The 14,390-nt window shown below is 61.3% G+C and carries 25 protein-coding genes; all 25 read right to left on the bottom strand.

Annotation, left to right across the window (positions count from 1 at the left end; all coding sequences use genetic code 11):
* Positions 1-109: 109 nt before the first annotated feature.
* The 25 genes from HNQ36_RS08250 to rplB all read right to left on the bottom strand — a co-directional run bounded on the left by HNQ36_RS08250 (position 110) and on the right by rplB (position 14,382).
* The gene (locus tag HNQ36_RS08250) at positions 110-904 is read right to left on the bottom strand and encodes an SDR family NAD(P)-dependent oxidoreductase (RefSeq protein ID WP_184083766.1); all 795 of its coding nucleotides are present in this window, start codon (positions 902-904) and stop codon (positions 110-112) included.
* Positions 905-1,073: 169 nt separating this feature from the next.
* Positions 1,074-1,700 (bottom strand): ankyrin repeat domain-containing protein, encoded by a 627-nt coding sequence (locus tag HNQ36_RS08255; RefSeq protein ID WP_184083768.1) that lies wholly within the window; start codon positions 1,698-1,700, stop codon positions 1,074-1,076.
* An 80-nt stretch (positions 1,701-1,780) separates the two neighbouring features.
* Positions 1,781-2,197 (bottom strand): 50S ribosomal protein L17, encoded by a 417-nt coding sequence (gene rplQ / locus HNQ36_RS08260; protein WP_046826821.1) that lies wholly within the window; start codon positions 2,195-2,197, stop codon positions 1,781-1,783.
* A gap of 132 nt (positions 2,198-2,329) precedes the next feature.
* Positions 2,330-3,361: a DNA-directed RNA polymerase subunit alpha gene (locus HNQ36_RS08265; RefSeq protein ID WP_046829479.1), complete on the bottom strand. Its 1,032-nt coding sequence runs from the start codon at positions 3,359-3,361 to the stop codon at positions 2,330-2,332.
* Between the two features lie 105 nt (positions 3,362-3,466).
* Positions 3,467-3,856, bottom strand: coding sequence for a 30S ribosomal protein S11 (gene rpsK, locus HNQ36_RS08270; RefSeq protein ID WP_002715392.1), 390 nt, complete (start codon positions 3,854-3,856; stop codon positions 3,467-3,469).
* A 97-nt stretch (positions 3,857-3,953) separates the two neighbouring features.
* Positions 3,954-4,322, bottom strand: a complete 369-nt coding sequence (rpsM, locus tag HNQ36_RS08275; protein WP_046826822.1) for a 30S ribosomal protein S13 — start codon at positions 4,320-4,322, stop codon at positions 3,954-3,956.
* A gap of 160 nt (positions 4,323-4,482) precedes the next feature.
* Positions 4,483-5,394: an adenylate kinase gene (locus HNQ36_RS08280; RefSeq protein WP_184083770.1), complete on the bottom strand. Its 912-nt coding sequence runs from the start codon at positions 5,392-5,394 to the stop codon at positions 4,483-4,485.
* Positions 5,391-6,722, bottom strand: a complete 1,332-nt coding sequence (gene secY, locus HNQ36_RS08285) for a preprotein translocase subunit SecY (RefSeq protein ID WP_046826824.1) — start codon at positions 6,720-6,722, stop codon at positions 5,391-5,393. Before secY ends, HNQ36_RS08280 begins: the two co-directional genes overlap by 4 nt.
* A gap of 122 nt (positions 6,723-6,844) precedes the next feature.
* On the bottom strand, positions 6,845-7,363 hold the full coding sequence (gene rplO, locus HNQ36_RS08290; protein ID WP_046826825.1) for a 50S ribosomal protein L15: 519 nt from the start codon (positions 7,361-7,363) through the stop codon (positions 6,845-6,847).
* 11 nt (positions 7,364-7,374) lie between these two features.
* A complete protein-coding gene (gene rpmD / locus HNQ36_RS08295; RefSeq protein ID WP_046826826.1) occupies positions 7,375-7,572 on the bottom strand; it encodes a 50S ribosomal protein L30 in 198 nt (65 codons plus the stop codon).
* A gap of 27 nt (positions 7,573-7,599) precedes the next feature.
* Complete coding sequence (gene rpsE / locus HNQ36_RS08300) at positions 7,600-8,178, bottom strand: 30S ribosomal protein S5 (protein WP_006021054.1); 579 nt, start codon at positions 8,176-8,178, stop codon at positions 7,600-7,602.
* A gap of 73 nt (positions 8,179-8,251) precedes the next feature.
* Positions 8,252-8,614, bottom strand: coding sequence for a 50S ribosomal protein L18 (rplR, locus tag HNQ36_RS08305; protein WP_184083773.1), 363 nt, complete (start codon positions 8,612-8,614; stop codon positions 8,252-8,254).
* Between the two features lie 11 nt (positions 8,615-8,625).
* Entirely contained in the window at positions 8,626-9,159 is a 534-nt protein-coding gene (gene rplF, locus HNQ36_RS08310; RefSeq protein WP_019196593.1) for a 50S ribosomal protein L6, read from the bottom strand.
* Between the two features lie 13 nt (positions 9,160-9,172).
* Positions 9,173-9,571 carry a 30S ribosomal protein S8 gene (rpsH, locus tag HNQ36_RS08315; RefSeq protein WP_019196592.1) on the bottom strand — a complete coding sequence of 133 codons (399 nt, stop codon included), beginning with the start codon at positions 9,569-9,571 and terminating at the stop codon, positions 9,173-9,175.
* Between the two features lie 12 nt (positions 9,572-9,583).
* Positions 9,584-9,889, bottom strand: a complete 306-nt coding sequence (gene rpsN, locus HNQ36_RS08320) for a 30S ribosomal protein S14 (protein WP_046826828.1) — start codon at positions 9,887-9,889, stop codon at positions 9,584-9,586.
* A 52-nt stretch (positions 9,890-9,941) separates the two neighbouring features.
* Complete coding sequence (rplE, locus tag HNQ36_RS08325) at positions 9,942-10,499, bottom strand: 50S ribosomal protein L5 (RefSeq protein WP_046826829.1); 558 nt, start codon at positions 10,497-10,499, stop codon at positions 9,942-9,944.
* On the bottom strand, positions 10,492-10,806 hold the full coding sequence (gene rplX, locus HNQ36_RS08330) for a 50S ribosomal protein L24 (protein ID WP_046826830.1): 315 nt from the start codon (positions 10,804-10,806) through the stop codon (positions 10,492-10,494). The genes rplE and rplX overlap by 8 nt, the downstream gene beginning before the upstream one ends.
* The gene (gene rplN, locus HNQ36_RS08335; RefSeq protein WP_002712291.1) at positions 10,806-11,174 is read right to left on the bottom strand and encodes a 50S ribosomal protein L14; all 369 of its coding nucleotides are present in this window, start codon (positions 11,172-11,174) and stop codon (positions 10,806-10,808) included. The genes rplX and rplN overlap by 1 nt, the downstream gene beginning before the upstream one ends.
* A 38-nt stretch (positions 11,175-11,212) precedes the next feature.
* Positions 11,213-11,458: a 30S ribosomal protein S17 gene (gene rpsQ / locus HNQ36_RS08340; RefSeq protein ID WP_019196588.1), complete on the bottom strand. Its 246-nt coding sequence runs from the start codon at positions 11,456-11,458 to the stop codon at positions 11,213-11,215.
* 10 nt (positions 11,459-11,468) lie between these two features.
* The gene (rpmC, locus tag HNQ36_RS08345) at positions 11,469-11,681 is read right to left on the bottom strand and encodes a 50S ribosomal protein L29 (protein ID WP_019196587.1); all 213 of its coding nucleotides are present in this window, start codon (positions 11,679-11,681) and stop codon (positions 11,469-11,471) included.
* Positions 11,682-11,691: 10 nt separating this feature from the next.
* Positions 11,692-12,105 carry a 50S ribosomal protein L16 gene (gene rplP / locus HNQ36_RS08350; RefSeq protein ID WP_019196586.1) on the bottom strand — a complete coding sequence of 138 codons (414 nt, stop codon included), beginning with the start codon at positions 12,103-12,105 and terminating at the stop codon, positions 11,692-11,694.
* Between the two features lie 33 nt (positions 12,106-12,138).
* Complete coding sequence (gene rpsC / locus HNQ36_RS08355; RefSeq protein WP_019196585.1) at positions 12,139-12,837, bottom strand: 30S ribosomal protein S3; 699 nt, start codon at positions 12,835-12,837, stop codon at positions 12,139-12,141.
* Positions 12,838-12,852: 15 nt separating this feature from the next.
* Positions 12,853-13,239 (bottom strand): 50S ribosomal protein L22, encoded by a 387-nt coding sequence (rplV, locus tag HNQ36_RS08360; protein WP_046826831.1) that lies wholly within the window; start codon positions 13,237-13,239, stop codon positions 12,853-12,855.
* 18 nt (positions 13,240-13,257) lie between these two features.
* Entirely contained in the window at positions 13,258-13,533 is a 276-nt protein-coding gene (gene rpsS, locus HNQ36_RS08365) for a 30S ribosomal protein S19 (protein WP_002712297.1), read from the bottom strand.
* 12 nt (positions 13,534-13,545) lie between these two features.
* Positions 13,546-14,382 carry a 50S ribosomal protein L2 gene (gene rplB / locus HNQ36_RS08370; RefSeq protein ID WP_046826832.1) on the bottom strand — a complete coding sequence of 279 codons (837 nt, stop codon included), beginning with the start codon at positions 14,380-14,382 and terminating at the stop codon, positions 13,546-13,548.
* Between the last annotated feature and the right edge of the window lie 8 nt (positions 14,383-14,390).

A 14,390-nucleotide genomic window follows, 5' to 3' on the forward strand; every position in this document is an offset into this window, starting at 1 on the left:
GTATGACAGCGCACTCCTTCCCCCGACTTTCGCGTGCGACATGACGTGCCGGCGTTCGCCCTGAGAAAATTCTTTCGGACGACCGGGAAAATCGGAATTGCTATTCTACTTACGCAATCGTCTGGATGATTCCGCCTTCGGCCCGTAGAGCTGCACCGTTGGTGACCGAGGCCTCGCGAGAACTGACATAAACCACCATGTTGGCGATCTCGTCGACGCTGGCGAAGCGCTGGATCAGCGAGGTGCCGCGATGCTGCCTGACGAACTGGGAGGCCGCCTCGTCTACTGACTGACCGTTCTGTTTCGCCAGATCCTTCACAAATGTCTCGACGCCTTCCGACATGGTTGGCCCCGGCAGCACCGCATTGACGGTGACGTTGGTGCCCTTGGTCAGTTCCGCGAGCCCGCGCGAGACGCCGAGCTGCGCCGTCTTGGTGACGCCGTAGTGGATCATTTCCCTTGGAATACTGAGCCCGGATTCAGACGAAATGAAAACGATGCGGCCCCAGTTGCGCTTCAGCATCCCCTGCATGTAGGCACGCGACAGCCGCACGCCGGACATCACGTTCACCTCGAAAAAGCGAGTCCAGTCCGCATCGGAAATCTCGAAAAAGTCCTTCGGCTCGAAGATGCCGGCGTTGTTGATGAGAATGTCTGCATCCGGCACGGCCGCGACCAGCGTGGCGCAGCCATCGGCGGTTGAGACGTCTGCGCCGACGCCGCGCGCCTTGGCTCCCGGCACCGCCTTGAGGATGGCAGCAGCAGCGGCATCGGCTTTCGCCTGGGTGCGGCCGTTGACCACGACGCTCGCCCCTGCCCCGGCAAGACCCCGGGCGATGGCCAGCCCGATGCCGCCGGTCGAGCCGGTAACGATTGCGGTGGTGCCTGAAAGATCGATTTTCATGGAGAGCTCCTTTGCTATGGAGCTCCATATGGCGGTCGAATCCGCGAATGCCACGGCAGGATCGTGTCCTGCGGTTCATGGCATTGTTGCCCCGCAGGAAAGCATCTCACGACAAAAAAAGCGGCGCACGAGGCGCCGCCTTCTGCCGATTGATGACCGTCTCACAAGCTTACCTGCCGCCTGCCCGCTCCAGGATCGTCGCCATTTCGGTGTAGCCGCGGCGGCGGGCGTGAACGAGTGGCGTGATGCCGTCGCGATCCGCGATGTTGACGTCGGCACCGGCCTCGACCAGCAAGCGCACGATGTCGGTGTGAATCTTGCCGCCGTCACTGAGGATCACGGCCTCGATCAGCGCAGTCCAGCCGAGCCGGTTGACATGATCGATCTTGATTCCGGTGCCAAGAAGGATCTTCACGGTCTCCGGATGTCCATGATGCGCGGCTGGTATCAACGCCGTGCCGCCATAGCGATTGGTGCTGGCCAGATCTGCTCCAGCCTGAAGCGTCATTTTCAGTATCTCGTTACGGCCTTCCGCGCCGGCATAGAGAAACGGCGTATCGGACATCGAATCCCTCGCGTTGACGTCGGCGCCGGCGGCAATCAGAAGCCGCGCCACTTCGACATGATTGCCATGAGTGGCAAGCAGCAACGGCGTGCGGCCGTCGCGATCGCGCGCCTCCACGTTCGCTCCAGATGACAGCAAGGCCGTCACCTGCGCAGCGTCCCCGCGCGCCGAGGCCATCAGAATATCCGAACTGGTATCGGCGACGGACACAGCGATGCTCCCTCCGGTCATGACCGCGACGATGCAACCGGCCAAAACAAAACGAGCGGCGCAATGCGCCGCTCGTGAAATTCTTGCAGTTAATTGAGAGATCACGCCGCTTCCGACGACGTCTCCTGCACCGGGCCCGAATCCTGACCCTTGGCATCGACGTCGCGGTCAACGAACTCGATCACAGCCATCGGCGCGTTGTCGCCGTAGCGGAAACCAGCCTTGATGATGCGGGTGTAGCCGCCCTGACGATCCTTGTAACGGGGCGCCAGAACGTCGAACAGCTTCTTGACCTGATCGCGGTCGCGCATTTCGCTAATCGCCTGACGGCGCAGCGCGAGGCCGCCCTTCTTGCCGAGCGTGACCAGCTTCTCGACGATCGGGCGAAGCTCCTTCGCCTTCGGCAAGGTGGTGACGATCTGCTCGTGCTTGATCAGCGCGGCGCACATGTTGGCGAACATGGCCTTGCGGTGTTCTGCAGTGCGGTTGAGTTTCCGATGAACCTTGCCGTGACGCATAATCTATTTCCTCAATGATGACTTGCCGCGACGGTTCGTCGGACATGCTGCTCAGGTGGGCTGCCTGCGTTCGCCCAGTGTAAAAGATCAAGCGTGAAGGCCGGAAGTGATCCGGCCATCACACCGATCTGCTTAGTAGTGATCCTCGAAGCGCTTGGCCAGCTCGTCGATGTTCTCCGGCGGCCAACCGGGCACTTCCATGCCGAGGTGCAGACCCATCTGGGCGAGCACTTCCTTGATTTCGTTCAGCGACTTGCGGCCGAAGTTCGGGGTACGGAGCATTTCCGCTTCCGACTTCTGCACGAGATCGCCGATGTAGACGATGTTGTCGTTCTTCAGGCAGTTTGCCGAACGAACCGACAGTTCGAGCTCGTCGACCTTCTTGAGGAACGCAGGGTTGAAGGCGAGATCCGGAATGATCTCGGCAGCAACCTCCTTGCGGGGCTCCTCGAAGTTCACGAACACGTTGAGCTGATCCTGCAGGATGCGCGCCGAGTAAGCGAGCGCGTCGTCCGGCGAGATCGCGCCGTTGGTTTCAATCGTCAGCGTCAGCTTGTCGTAGTCCAGGATCTGGCCTTCGCGGGTGTTCTCGACCTTGTAGGACACCTTGCGAACCGGCGAGAACAGGCTGTCCACCGGAATGAGGCCGATCGGCGCGTCTTCCGGACGGTTGCGCTCGGCGGCGACGTAGCCCTTGCCGGAGTTCACGGTGAACTCCATGCGGATCTCAGCGCCCTCGTCGAGGGTGCAGATCTGCAGATCGGGGTTCAGCACGACGACATCGCCGACGGTCTGGATGTCGCCCGCGGTCACGACGCCCGGGCCCGACTTCTTCACGACCATGCGCTTCGGGCCTTCGCCCTGCATCTTGATCGAGATGTCCTTCACGTTGAGCACGATGTCGGTCACGTCCTCGCGCACGCCGGCGATCGAGGAGAACTCGTGCAGCACGCCGTCGATGTGAACCGACTGCACGGCAGCGCCCTGCAGCGACGACAGCAGCACGCGGCGAAGCGCGTTGCCGAGCGTCTGGCCGAAGCCACGCTCGAGCGGTTCAGCGATGACGGTTGCGAAACGGGTCGGATCCGAACCAGGCGTTACGTTGAGCTTGTTCGGACGAATGAGTTCTTGCCAATTTTTCTGGATCGTCACTTGTTCACCCATGCCATCAAAATCACTGGCGTTGGAGGTTTTGCGGCGCGGGAGCGACCCGCGTCATCGCATCTCAAAAGCAACGCGGGCACATATTGCCCGCGGCAGTCCAAACAATCAGACGCGCCGACGCTTGCGCGGACGGCAACCGTTGTGCGGGATCGTGGTCACGTCACGGATCGAGGTGACGGTGAAGCCTGCGGCCTGCAGAGCGCGCAGCGCCGATTCACGGCCCGAACCCGGACCAGCGACTTCGACTTCCAGCGTGCGCATGCCGTGTTCCTGCGCCTTCTTCGACACGTCTTCGGCAGCAACCTGCGCCGCATACGGAGTCGACTTGCGCGATCCCTTGAAGCCCATCGTTCCGGCCGACGACCAGGCAATGGTGTTGCCCTGCGCGTCGGTGATGGTGATGGTGGTGTTGTTGAACGACGAATTCACGTGCGCGATGCCGGATGCGATGTTCTTGCGTTCACGACGGCGGACGCGGGTAGCTTCTTTAGCCATAGTCATTTCCTTCAAGCGCGTCCGTGGTGCCAGACGCTGGGGAATTTCAGGTGATCACCCGGCCATGACGACCGGGTCGGTTTGGTAGAAACGAAAATTACTTCTTCTTGCCGGCGATGGCCTTGGCAGGACCCTTGCGCGTGCGCGCGTTGGTGTGGGTCCGCTGACCACGCACCGGAAGGCCGCGGCGATGACGCAGGCCGCGATAGCAGCCGAGGTCCATCAGGCGCTTGATGTTCATGCCGACTTCGCGGCGGAGGTCGCCCTCGACCAGATAGTCGCGGTCGATCATTTCGCGGATCTGCAAGACTTCCGCGTCGCTCAGCTGCGACACGCGGCGATCGAGCGGGATCTTGACCTGCTCCATGATCTCGGCAGCGTTCTTCTGGCCGATGCCATGAATGTACTGAAGCGCGATCAGAACGCGCTTGTTGGTCGGAATGTTGACGCCTGCAATACGGGCCACGGTCTTCGCTCCTGTCACCGTCCGTCACGGACTGGCTTGTCTCATTGGTCTCTGTGTCGGGCGGGTGTCCACAAACGCGAACACGACGCCCTCCCCATTTTCTTTTCGGGGCCCGGCATCGTCTGAAACTATCCGACTGGATGCGGGCTTATTAATGTATTCAGCGGCGTTTCGTCAACCGTTTGACAGCTTTAGCGCGCTTTTTAGTGGCCTTTTTGGCCACTTTTCGGGTCTTCGCGGCCTTGGTTCCGGAGGCTCGGCTTTTGGCCTTCGCAGCGGTCTTTTTACCGCTCTTAACAGCCTTACTGGCCGGTTTCGCGGCCTTTTTGGTCTTCTTGACCTTCTTGGCGGGTGCCTTGGCAGCCTTCTTGGCGGCCTTCTTAGCCGCTTTCTTGGCAGTCTTTGCCGGGGCCTTGCCAGCCACCTTGCCCGGCTTGGCGGTTTTCCGGGCGGTTTTCTTTGCGGCCTTGGCCGCCGAATCGGCCGCTTCCAGCGCGGACAGAACCCGGTTGATGGCCACTGTCACCTGCTCGATGGTCATCATGCCGTCGACGGTGATGAGCTTGCGCTTCTCCGAATAGTAGTGAACCAGCGGCTCGGTCTGAGCGCGATAGCTGGCCAGACGCTTGGAAAGCACCTCCGGCGTATCGTCGATGCGAACCTCTTCACCGCGCTCGCGCATCTGCGCGACCCGGTTTTCGACGCGCTCCAGCAATGCGCTCTCATTCACGCGCAGCTCGACGACGGCGTCGAGCTTGAGGTGCTTCTTCTTCAACAGTTCGTCCAGCGCCTGCGCCTGCGGCACGGTGCGCGGAAAGCCGTCGAGGATGAAGCCCTTCTTCGCGTCCGGTTCTTCGATGCGATCGGCAATGATTCCGACCACGACTTCATCCGGCACCAGCGCGCCGCTGGCCATAATGTCTTTCGCCTTGAGGCCGATGGGCGTTCCGGCTGCAACCGCGGCACGCAACATCTCACCGGTGGAGAGCTGAACGATACCGTGCTTGTGAACCAGTCGTTGCGCCTGCGTTCCCTTGCCCGCCCCCGGCGGCCCGAGAAGAATCAACCTCATTTACGGCGGCCCCTCAATTTCGATTTACGGATCAGCCCTTCATACTGGTGCGCCAGCAAATAGCCCTGCACCTGGGCGACCGTATCCATCGTCACGCTGACGACAATCAGCAGCGACGTGCCTCCGAGATAGAACGGCACCGACGCGTAGGAGATCAGGATTTCAGGCACCAGACAGACGATCGCGAGATAGATCGCACCGACCACGGTGATACGCGACAGCACGTAGTCGATGTACTCGGCGGTGCGCTCGCCCGGACGGATGCCCGGAATGAAGCCGCCATGCTTCTTGAGATTGTCTGCGGTCTCGGTCGGGTTGAACACGATCGCGGTATAGAAGAACGCGAAGAACACAATCATCCCGAGATACAGGAAGAGAAACAGCGGACGGCCGTGACTGAGCTGCGTCGTCAGCCACTGGAACCACTCCGGTCCCTTGCCAGCGTTGAACTGCGCGATGGTCGTCGGCAGCAGCAGCAGCGACGACGCGAAGATCGGCGGAATCACGCCCGCGGTGTTGAGCTTGAGCGGCAGATGCGAGGACTGACCCTCGAACATCTTGTTGCCGACCTGGCGCTTCGGATACTGGATCAGCAGGCGGCGCTGCGCGCGCTCGACAAAAACGATCAGTGCGATAACCGCAACGGCCATCAGGATGATCGCGAGAATCAGGACCGTCGACAGCGCGCCCTGGCGGCCGAGTTCGAGCGTGCCGGCGATTGCCGACGGCAGCTCGGCGACGATGCCGGCCATGATGATCAGCGAAATGCCGTTGCCGATGCCGCGCGAGGTGATCTGCTCGCCGAGCCACATCAGGAACATGGTGCCGCCGACCAGCGTGATCGTGGTCGACAGACGGAAGAACATGCCGGGGTCGGAAACGACGTTACCCGCGCCTTCAAGACCAACAGCGATGCCATAGGCCTGGAACGTCGCAAGCACGACGGTCAGATAGCGCGTGTACTGATTGATGACCTTGCGGCCCGACTCGCCCTCTTTCTTGAGAGCTTCGAGCTGCGGCGACACTGTCGTCAGCAACTGGAGAATGATCGATGCCGAAATGTACGGCATGATGTTCAACGCAAAGATCGCCATGCGGTTGATACCGCCGCCGGCGAACATATTGAACATGCCGAGGATACCGCCGGCCTGCGACTTGAAGATCTGGCTCCAGATGTTCGGATCGATGCCCGGCAGCGGCACATAGGTGCCCAGCCGATAAACAAGCAGCGCACCCAGTGTAAACCAGATGCGCTTCTTGAGCTCGTCAGCCTTCGCGAATGCCGAGAAGTTGAGGTTTGCTGCCAGTTGTTCTGCTGCAGAGGCCATTTTTGATCCCGGTTCTTTCAACTCGCCATGGCCGGGCTTGTCCCGGCCATCCACGCCTTCCTTTGGGCCATCAAAGAAGTAAAGACGTGGATGCCCGGCACAAGGCCGGGCATGACCGAATTTTACGAGGCCTTCCTGTTCGGCTTCTTGGCTGCAGCCTTCTGCGCGGCTGCGTCCTTCGCCGGCGCCAGGATCTTCACCGTACCGCCGGCCTTCTCGACTGCCTCGATCGCGGACTTGGTCGCGCCGTGCACTTCGATGTTCAGCTTGGCCTTGAGTTCGCCACGGCCCAGGAGCCGCACGCCGTCCTTCGAACGGCGCAGCAGACCGGACTTCACCAGCGTCTCCGCGTTGACGGTCGCCTTGGCGTCCAGCTTCTTGGCATCGATGGCTTCCTGAAGACGATCGAGATTGACCTCCGTCAGGTCGAGCCGGAAGATGTTGTTGAAGCCGCGCTTCGGCAGACGGCGATGCAGCGGCATCTGGCCGCCTTCAAAGCCCTTGATGCGGACGCCCGAACGCGCGGTCTGGCCCTTGCCGCCGCGACCTGCCTGCTTGCCCTTGCCGGAGCCAATGCCACGGCCAACGCGCATGCGCTTCTTGCGCGAGCCGCTGTTGTCGGCGATCTCATTGAGCTTCATCGCTTGCTTCCTTACTTCTCGTCGACGACGCGGACGAGGTGCTTGACCTTGTCGATCATGCCACGAATGGCAGGCGAATCCTGCAACTCGGAGACACGGCCGATCTTGTTGAGACGCAGACCGATCAGCGTCGCACGCTGCGCGGCCTGACGGCGGATCGGGCTACCGGTCTGCTCGACCTTGATGGTTTTCGTTGCGGCCTTGGCCATTGTCTAAACTCCAAAACGGCGCGTGAATTATTCCGCGACAGCTTCCGCATCGCCGCCGACGCGGCGGGACTGCAACGTGGAAACCTTGATGTTGCGGCGGTTCGCAACCGAACGCGGCGAATCCTGATGCTTCAGCGCGTCGAACGTCGCGCGAACCATGTTGTAGGGGTTCGACGAACCGATCGACTTCGCCACCACGTCCTGAATGCCGAGCGTCTCGAACACAGCGCGCATCGGGCCGCCCGCGATGATGCCGGTACCGGCGGGAGCGGCGCGCAGATAGACGCGGCCGGCACCATGACGGCCAGCGATGTCGTGGTGCAGCGTGCGGCCTTCGCGCAGAGCAACGCGCGTCAGGTTGCGCTTGGCCGACTCGGTCGCCTTGCGGATCGCTTCAGGCACTTCGCGCGCCTTGCCGTGACCGAACCCGACCCGGCCCTTCTGATCGCCGATGACGACCAGAGCTGCGAAACCGAAGCGCTTGCCGCCCTTGACGACCTTCGCAACACGATTGATGTGGACGAGCTTGTCGACGAACTCGCTGTCGCGCTCTTCCCGATCCCGACCGCCCCGCTCGCGTCCGCCGCGTTCGCGTTCACCTGCCATGGTGTTTTCCAATCCTTGTGAGGCTCGCGCCTCTGACCTTGTGTCCGTTCAAACCAAATTCAAAAGGCTGAGCTTAGAAGCTCAAGCCGCTTTCCCGCGCGGCTTCGCCGAGCGCCTTGACGCGGCCGTGGTACAGATAGCCACCACGGTCGAAAACCACTTCCTTGACGCCGTTCTTCACAGCGCGTTCCGCCAGCAGCTTGCCGACAGCCTTCGCCGCATCGATGTCGGCGCCGGTCTTTCCGGCATCGCGCATCGTCTTTTCCAGCGACGAGGCCGAAGCCAGCGTTTCGCCCTTCAGATCGTCGATGACCTGAGCGTAGATGTGCTTCGACGAGCGGAACACCGACAGGCGCGGACGTCCGTTCGCTGTCCGGCGCAGCGCGAGACGTACGCGCTGCTTGCGCCGGGCATTCGTGACCTTGAGTTTCGACATGACCGGCTCCGTTACTTCTTCTTGCCTTCCTTGCGGAAGATAAATTCGTTGGCGTACTTCACGCCCTTGCCCTTGTAGGGCTCCGGCGGACGATAGCTGCGGATCTCGGCGGCAACCTGGCCGACGCGCTGGCTGTCGTTGCCGACGATGGTGATTTCGGTCGGCTTCGGCACGGTGATCGTGATCCCTTCCGGGATCGGATAGATCACGTCGTGGCTGTAACCGAGCGCGAGCTGAAGGTTCTTGCCCTGCAGCGCGGCGCGGTAACCGACGCCGGTAATTTCCAGCTTCTTCTCGAAGCCCTTGGTGACGCCTTCGACCAGATTCGCGATCTGAGCGCGAGCGGTTCCGTACAGCGAACGCGCGCGCTTGGTCTCAAAGCGCGGCGCAACGGTGATCGCGCCGTCCTTCATTTCAACCGACACGTCGTCGTGCACGACAAACTGAAGTGCGCCTTTCGGCCCCTTCATCTTGACGGTCTGGCCTTCGAGATTCGCGGTGACGCCCGAGACAATCGGAACGGGTCGTTTGCCTACGCGTGACATAATCGTTCCTTCCTTAGAACACCGTGAAGAGAACTTCGCCGCCCACATTCGCGTCACGCGCGTCGTGGTCAGCCATAATTCCCTTTGGCGTCGACAGCACAGAAATGCCGAGACCGTTCTTCACGCGCGGCAGGTTCTTCACCGAGGCGTACACGCGACGCCCTGGCTTCGAAACCCGCTCGATTTCGCGGATAACTGGCTCGCCATCGAAATACTTCAGCTCGATCTCAAGCTCGTTGTGGCCGCCGGCATGCTCGACCGCTGCGTAGCCGCGGATATAACCCTCGGCCTTCAGCACTTCGAGAACGTTGGCGCGCATCTTCGAGCCCGGGGTCGAAACCTTGGACTTGGAGCGCATCTGCGCGTTGCGGATGCGGGTGATCAGATCGCTGATGGGATCGTGCGTTGACATGTCCGACCCTCCTTACCAGCTGGACTTCACGAGACCCGGGATCAGGCCCTTCGAGCCATAATCACGGAGCGCGATGCGGCTCATCTTGTTCTTGCGATAGACCGCGCGCGACCGGCCGCTGATTTCGCAGCGGTTGCGGATGCGGGTCGCCGACGAATTGCGCGGCATCTCGGCGAGCTTGATCGTCGCCGCAAAACGCTCTTCCATCGGCTTCTTCTTGTCGGCGATGATCGCCTTCAAGCGCGAGCGCTTGGCCGCAGCGTTCTTCGTCATCTTCTGACGCCGGTTATTCTTCTCGACTGAACTTTTCTTCGCCATACGAGTAGTCTCCATACCTTTCCGCGTTTGAGACGCTGACTAGTTCAGTGTCTCACTGCCGGAACGGAAAATTGAATGCGGTCAGCAACGCACGCGCCTCGTCATCGGTGGCAGCGGTGGTGCAGATCGTAATGTCCATGCCCCAGGTCTCGCCCGACTTGTCGTAGTCGATTTCCGGGAACACCAGATGCTCCTTGAGGCCGAGGGAGTAATTGCCCCTGCCGTCGAAGCTCTTCGGATTGAGGCCACGGAAGTCGCGAACGCGAGGCAGCGCGATGTTCACAAGACGATCGACGAAATCGTACATCTTGGACTTGCGCAGCGTCACCTTGGCGCCGATGGCCTGGCCTTCACGCAGCTTGAAGGTCGCGATTGCCATGCGCGAATGCGTGACGATCGGCTTCTGGCCGGCGATCAGCGCGAGATCGGCGGCAGCCAGTTCGACCTTCTTGCGGTCGTTGACGGCTTCGCCGATGCCCATGTTGAGCACGACCTTATCGAGAACCGGCACCTGCAGGGCGTTCGTGTAACCGAACTGCTCAACCAGCTTGCCGCGAATCTCTTTGTCGAATTGCGTCCGGAGACGCGGAACGTATGCGGTCTCAGCCATCGATCTCTGCTCCCGAGCGCTTGGCGACGCGCACCTTGGTGCCATCTTTCTGAATCTTGAAGCCGACGCGGGTCGGCTTGCCGTCCTTGCCGACGATCGCGATGTTCGACAGGTGGATCGGCGACTCCTTGGTGATGATGCCGCCCTCCTGGGCCTGCGTCTGCTTCTGGTGACGCTTCACCAGGTTGACGCCACGCACCAGCGCCTTGCTCTCGGTGGGACGCACCTCGAACACTTCACCAGTCCGGCCCTTGTCGCGGCCGTTCAGCACGATAACCTTGTCACCCTTGCGGATCTTGGCAGCCATTACAGCACCTCCGGCGCAAGCGAGATGATCTTCATGTGGTTCTTGGCGCGAAGCTCGCGCGGCACCGGCCCGAAGATACGGGTGCCGACCGGTTCGGACTGGTTGTTGATCAACACAGCCGCGTTGCGGTCGAAACGGATAACGGAACCATCGGCGCGGCGAATATCCTTCGCAACGCGAACGACGACGGCTTTCATCACGTCGCCCTTCTTCACCTTCCCGCGAGGGATGGCTTCCTTGATGGAAACGACAATAATGTCACCCACAGTCGCGTACCGGCGCTTGGAACCTCCAAGAACCTTGATGCACATGACACGGCGCGCGCCGGAATTATCGGCCACGTCGAGGTTGGTCTGCATCTGAATCATTGATGCACCTCGTCCTCTTTCTGATGCGCTTGTTGCGCTTAAGCTGTTTTTGTTTCGGCCTGGACTACCGTCCAGCGCTTCAACTTCGAGAGTGGTTTGCTTTCCTCAATTCGAACCACGTCGCCTGCCTTGAACTGATTGTTCTCGTCGTGCGCGTGATAGTTCTTCGAACGTCGGATCGTCTTCTTGTAGATCGGGTGGGTGAAGCGGCGGTCGACGCGCACGACAATGGTCTTGTCCTGCTTGTCGCTGACGACGACGCCCTGGAGAGTACGCTTCGGCATCTTTCGCCCCTTACTTCTTGGTCTGCGCGGCGCGCTTCTGCGCCGCGACAGTCTTGATGCGTGCGATATCGCGGCGAGCCTCACGCAGGCGCGAGGTGTTCTCGAGCTGCCCGGTGGCGCGCTGGAAACGCAGGTTGAACCGCTCCTTCTTCAGATTGAGGACGGCTTCGTCCATCTGATCGGGGCTCATCGCGCGGATATCTTCGACTTTCAAATCGGCCATGATCGGTTCCTTACTCCGCAATGCGCGCAACGAAGCGCGTCTTGATCGGAAGTTTGGCGGCGGCGAGCGACAGTGCTTCCTTCGCGGTCTGCTGGGTCACGCCGTCGATCTCAAAAATGAGACGACCTGGCTTCACCCGTGCAACCCACAACTCCGGCGTACCCTTGCCCGAGCCCATTCGCACTTCGGCGGGCTTCTTCGAGACTGGCAGATCCGGAAACACGCGGATCCAGACGCGGCCGGCACGCTTCATGTGACGGGTCAGCGCGCGACGAGCGGCTTCGATCTGGCGCGCGGTGATGCGCTCCGGCGCCATCGCCTTCAGGCCGAACTGGCCGAAAGACAACGTCGCGCCCGACGAGGCGACGCCGTGAATACGGCCCTTATGCGCCTTGCGGAACTTTGTCTTCTTTGGTTGCATCATGGCTTACGCCCTCAAACCTTCTTCGAATTTCAATCAAGCCGCATCGCGACGCGGACGTCCGCTGTCGCCTTCGGCCATACGCTTGTCCTGAGCCATCGGATCGTGCTCGAGGATTTCACCCTTGAAGATCCAGACCTTGACGCCGCAGGTGCCGAAGGTCGTGAACGCGGTGGCGACACCGTAATCCACGTCAGCGCGCAGCGTGTGCAAAGGCACGCGGCCTTCACGATACCATTCCATACGCGCGATTTCAGCGCCGCCGAGACGGCCCGAGCAGTTGATGCGGATGCCTTCAGCGCCCAGACGCATCGCCGACTGAACGGCGCGCTTCATGGCGCGACGGAACGCAACGCGGCGCTCAAGCTGCTGCGCAATCGATTCGGCGACCAGGGTCGCATCGAGCTCCGGCTTGCGGATTTCGATGATGTTGATGACCACGTCGGACTCGGTGATCGCGGCAACCTTCTGGCGCAACTTGTCGATGTCAGCGCCCTTCTTGCCGATCACGACGCCCGGACGCGCCGAGTGAATCGACACGCGGCACTTCTTGTGCGGGCGCTCGATCACGATACGTGCGACCGCAGCCTGCTTCAGTTCCTTCATCAGCATGGCGCGGATGCGGATGTCCTCGTGGAGGAGCTTCGCATACTCGTTCTTGCCGGCGAACCAACGGGAATCCCAAGTCCGGTTAATGCCCAGACGCAGCCCGATTGGATTGATCTTCTGACCCATCGTCTTCTCCCGCCCTTAGGCGCTCGCCTCGGCCTCGACCTGACGAACGACGATCGTCAGCTGCGAGAACGGTTTAAATACACGACCCGAACGGCCACGGCCGCGCGGTGCGAAACGCTTCATCACGATGCCGTTGCCAACATGCGCCTCTGCGACGACCAGAGCGTCGACATCGAGGTCATGGTTGTTCTCGGCGTTCGCAATCGCGGACTCCAGACACTTCTTGACGTCGCCGGCGATCCGCTTGCGCGAGAACTGCAGGTCGGCGAGCGCAGACGATGCCTTCTTGCCGCGAATCAGCTGCGCAACAAGGTTCAGCTTCTGCGGGCTGACGCGAAGCATGCGGGCTACCGCCTTGGCTTCGTTTTCCGGGAGAACCCGTTCGCGCTTTGGTTTGCTCATGACTAAGTCCTCAAGCCCTTACTTCTTGGCTTTCTTGTCGCCCGAATGGCCGTGGAAGGTCCGCGTCGGCGAGAACTCGCCGAACTTGTGACCGACCATTTCCTCGTTCACTGCGACCGGAACATGCTTCTGACCGTTGTAGACGCCGAAGGTGAGCCCCACGAACTGCGGGAGGATCGTCGAGCGGCGGCTCCAGATCTTGATAACGTCGTGACGGCCGGACGAACGCGCGGCATCTGCCTTCTTGAGCAGAGAGCCTTCAACGAACGGGCCTTTCCAGACTGAACGAACCATGTCCGGCGATCCTTACTTCTTCTTCCGCTTGTGGCGGCTGATGAGAATGAACTTGTTTGTCGACTTGTTAGAACGCGTCTTCTTGCCCTTGGTCGGCTTGCCCCACGGAGTAACCGGGTGACGGCCGCCCGAGGTGCGGCCTTCGCCGCCGCCGTGCGGATGGTCGACTGGGTTCATCACGACGCCGCGGTTATGCGGACGACGGCCCATCCAACGCTTACGACCGGCCTTGCCGATCGAGATGTTCATGTGATCCGGGTTCGACACCGCGCCGATGGTGCCGATGCAGCGGCCGTGAACCAGGCGCTGTTCGCCCGAGTTCAAGCGCAGGATCACGAAATCATGGTCGCGGCCGACGATCTGGGCGTAGGTGCCCGCGGAGCGAGCGATCTGGCCGCCCTTCCCGATCTTCAGCTCGACGTTGTGCACGATGGTGCCGACCGGCATGTTGCCGAGCGGCATGACGTTGCCCGGCTTCACGTCGACGTAGCTGCCGGCGACAACGGTGTCGCCAACGGCCAGACGCTGCGGCGCCAGGATATAGGCCTGCTCGCCATCGGCGTACTTGATCAGCGCGATGAACGCGGTGCGGTTCGGATCGTACTCGAGACGCTCGACCTTGGCCGGCACGTCGACCTTCTTACGCTTGAAGTCGACGATGCGGTACGTCTGCTTGTGGCCGCCGCCGCGGAAACGCACGGTGATGCGGCCGGTATTGCCACGTCCGCCGGACGAGTGCTTGCCTTCGGTCAAAGCCTTGACGGGCTTGCCCTTGTACAGCGCCGAACGATCGACCATCACCAGCTGGCGCTGGCCTGGCGTCGTGGGGTTGAATGTTTTCAATGCCATCGTCGTGT

This window comes from Afipia massiliensis (assembly GCF_014203115.1).
Classification (GTDB): Bacteria; Pseudomonadota; Alphaproteobacteria; order Rhizobiales; family Xanthobacteraceae; genus Afipia; species Afipia massiliensis.

Excerpts from the sequence above, each read along its gene's own strand:
- rplN (WP_002712291.1), bottom strand. The coding sequence starts at position 11,174 with ATGATTCAGATGCAGACCAACCTCGACGTGGCCGATAATTCCGGCGCG.
- rpsH (WP_019196592.1), bottom strand. The coding sequence starts at position 9,571 with ATGTCAACGCACGATCCCATCAGCGATCTGATCACCCGCATCCGCAAC.
- HNQ36_RS08255 (WP_184083768.1), bottom strand. The coding sequence starts at position 1,700 with ATGACCGGAGGGAGCATCGCTGTGTCCGTCGCCGATACCAGTTCGGAT.
- rplX (WP_046826830.1), bottom strand. The coding sequence starts at position 10,806 with ATGGCTGCCAAGATCCGCAAGGGTGACAAGGTTATCGTGCTGAACGGC.
- rplQ (WP_046826821.1), bottom strand. The coding sequence starts at position 2,197 with ATGCGTCACGGCAAGGTTCATCGGAAACTCAACCGCACTGCAGAACAC.
- rpsS (WP_002712297.1), bottom strand. The coding sequence starts at position 13,533 with ATGGTTCGTTCAGTCTGGAAAGGCCCGTTCGTTGAAGGCTCTCTGCTC.
- rpsQ (WP_019196588.1), bottom strand. The coding sequence starts at position 11,458 with ATGCCGAAGCGTACTCTCCAGGGCGTCGTCGTCAGCGACAAGCAGGAC.
- rpsE (WP_006021054.1), bottom strand. The coding sequence starts at position 8,178 with ATGGCAGGTGAACGCGAACGCGGCGGACGCGAGCGGGGCGGTCGGGAT.
- rpsK (WP_002715392.1), bottom strand. The coding sequence starts at position 3,856 with ATGGCTAAAGAAGCTACCCGCGTCCGCCGTCGTGAACGCAAGAACATC.
- HNQ36_RS08250 (WP_184083766.1), bottom strand. The coding sequence starts at position 904 with ATGAAAATCGATCTTTCAGGCACCACCGCAATCGTTACCGGCTCGACC.
- rpsN (WP_046826828.1), bottom strand. The coding sequence starts at position 9,889 with ATGGCGAAGAAAAGTTCAGTCGAGAAGAATAACCGGCGTCAGAAGATG.
- rplB (WP_046826832.1), bottom strand. The coding sequence starts at position 14,382 with ATGGCATTGAAAACATTCAACCCCACGACGCCAGGCCAGCGCCAGCTG.
- secY (WP_046826824.1), bottom strand. The coding sequence starts at position 6,722 with ATGGCCTCTGCAGCAGAACAACTGGCAGCAAACCTCAACTTCTCGGCA.
- rplO (WP_046826825.1), bottom strand. The coding sequence starts at position 7,363 with ATGAAGCTCAATGAGATCGCCGACAACAGCGGCTCGCGCAAGAAGCGC.
- rplE (WP_046826829.1), bottom strand. The coding sequence starts at position 10,499 with ATGGCTGAGACCGCATACGTTCCGCGTCTCCGGACGCAATTCGACAAA.
- HNQ36_RS08280 (WP_184083770.1), bottom strand. The coding sequence starts at position 5,394 with ATGAGGTTGATTCTTCTCGGGCCGCCGGGGGCGGGCAAGGGAACGCAG.
- HNQ36_RS08265 (WP_046829479.1), bottom strand. The coding sequence starts at position 3,361 with ATGGGTGAACAAGTGACGATCCAGAAAAATTGGCAAGAACTCATTCGT.
- rpmD (WP_046826826.1), bottom strand. The coding sequence starts at position 7,572 with ATGGCCAAGGCCGCAACGAAAACCATCAAGGTCGAGCAGACCGGTAGC.
- rplR (WP_184083773.1), bottom strand. The coding sequence starts at position 8,614 with ATGTCGAAACTCAAGGTCACGAATGCCCGGCGCAAGCAGCGCGTACGT.
- rplV (WP_046826831.1), bottom strand. The coding sequence starts at position 13,239 with ATGAGCAAACCAAAGCGCGAACGGGTTCTCCCGGAAAACGAAGCCAAG.
- rpsC (WP_019196585.1), bottom strand. The coding sequence starts at position 12,837 with ATGGGTCAGAAGATCAATCCAATCGGGCTGCGTCTGGGCATTAACCGG.
- rpmC (WP_019196587.1), bottom strand. The coding sequence starts at position 11,681 with ATGGCCGATTTGAAAGTCGAAGATATCCGCGCGATGAGCCCCGATCAG.
- rplP (WP_019196586.1), bottom strand. The coding sequence starts at position 12,105 with ATGATGCAACCAAAGAAGACAAAGTTCCGCAAGGCGCATAAGGGCCGT.
- rplF (WP_019196593.1), bottom strand. The coding sequence starts at position 9,159 with ATGTCACGCGTAGGCAAACGACCCGTTCCGATTGTCTCGGGCGTCACC.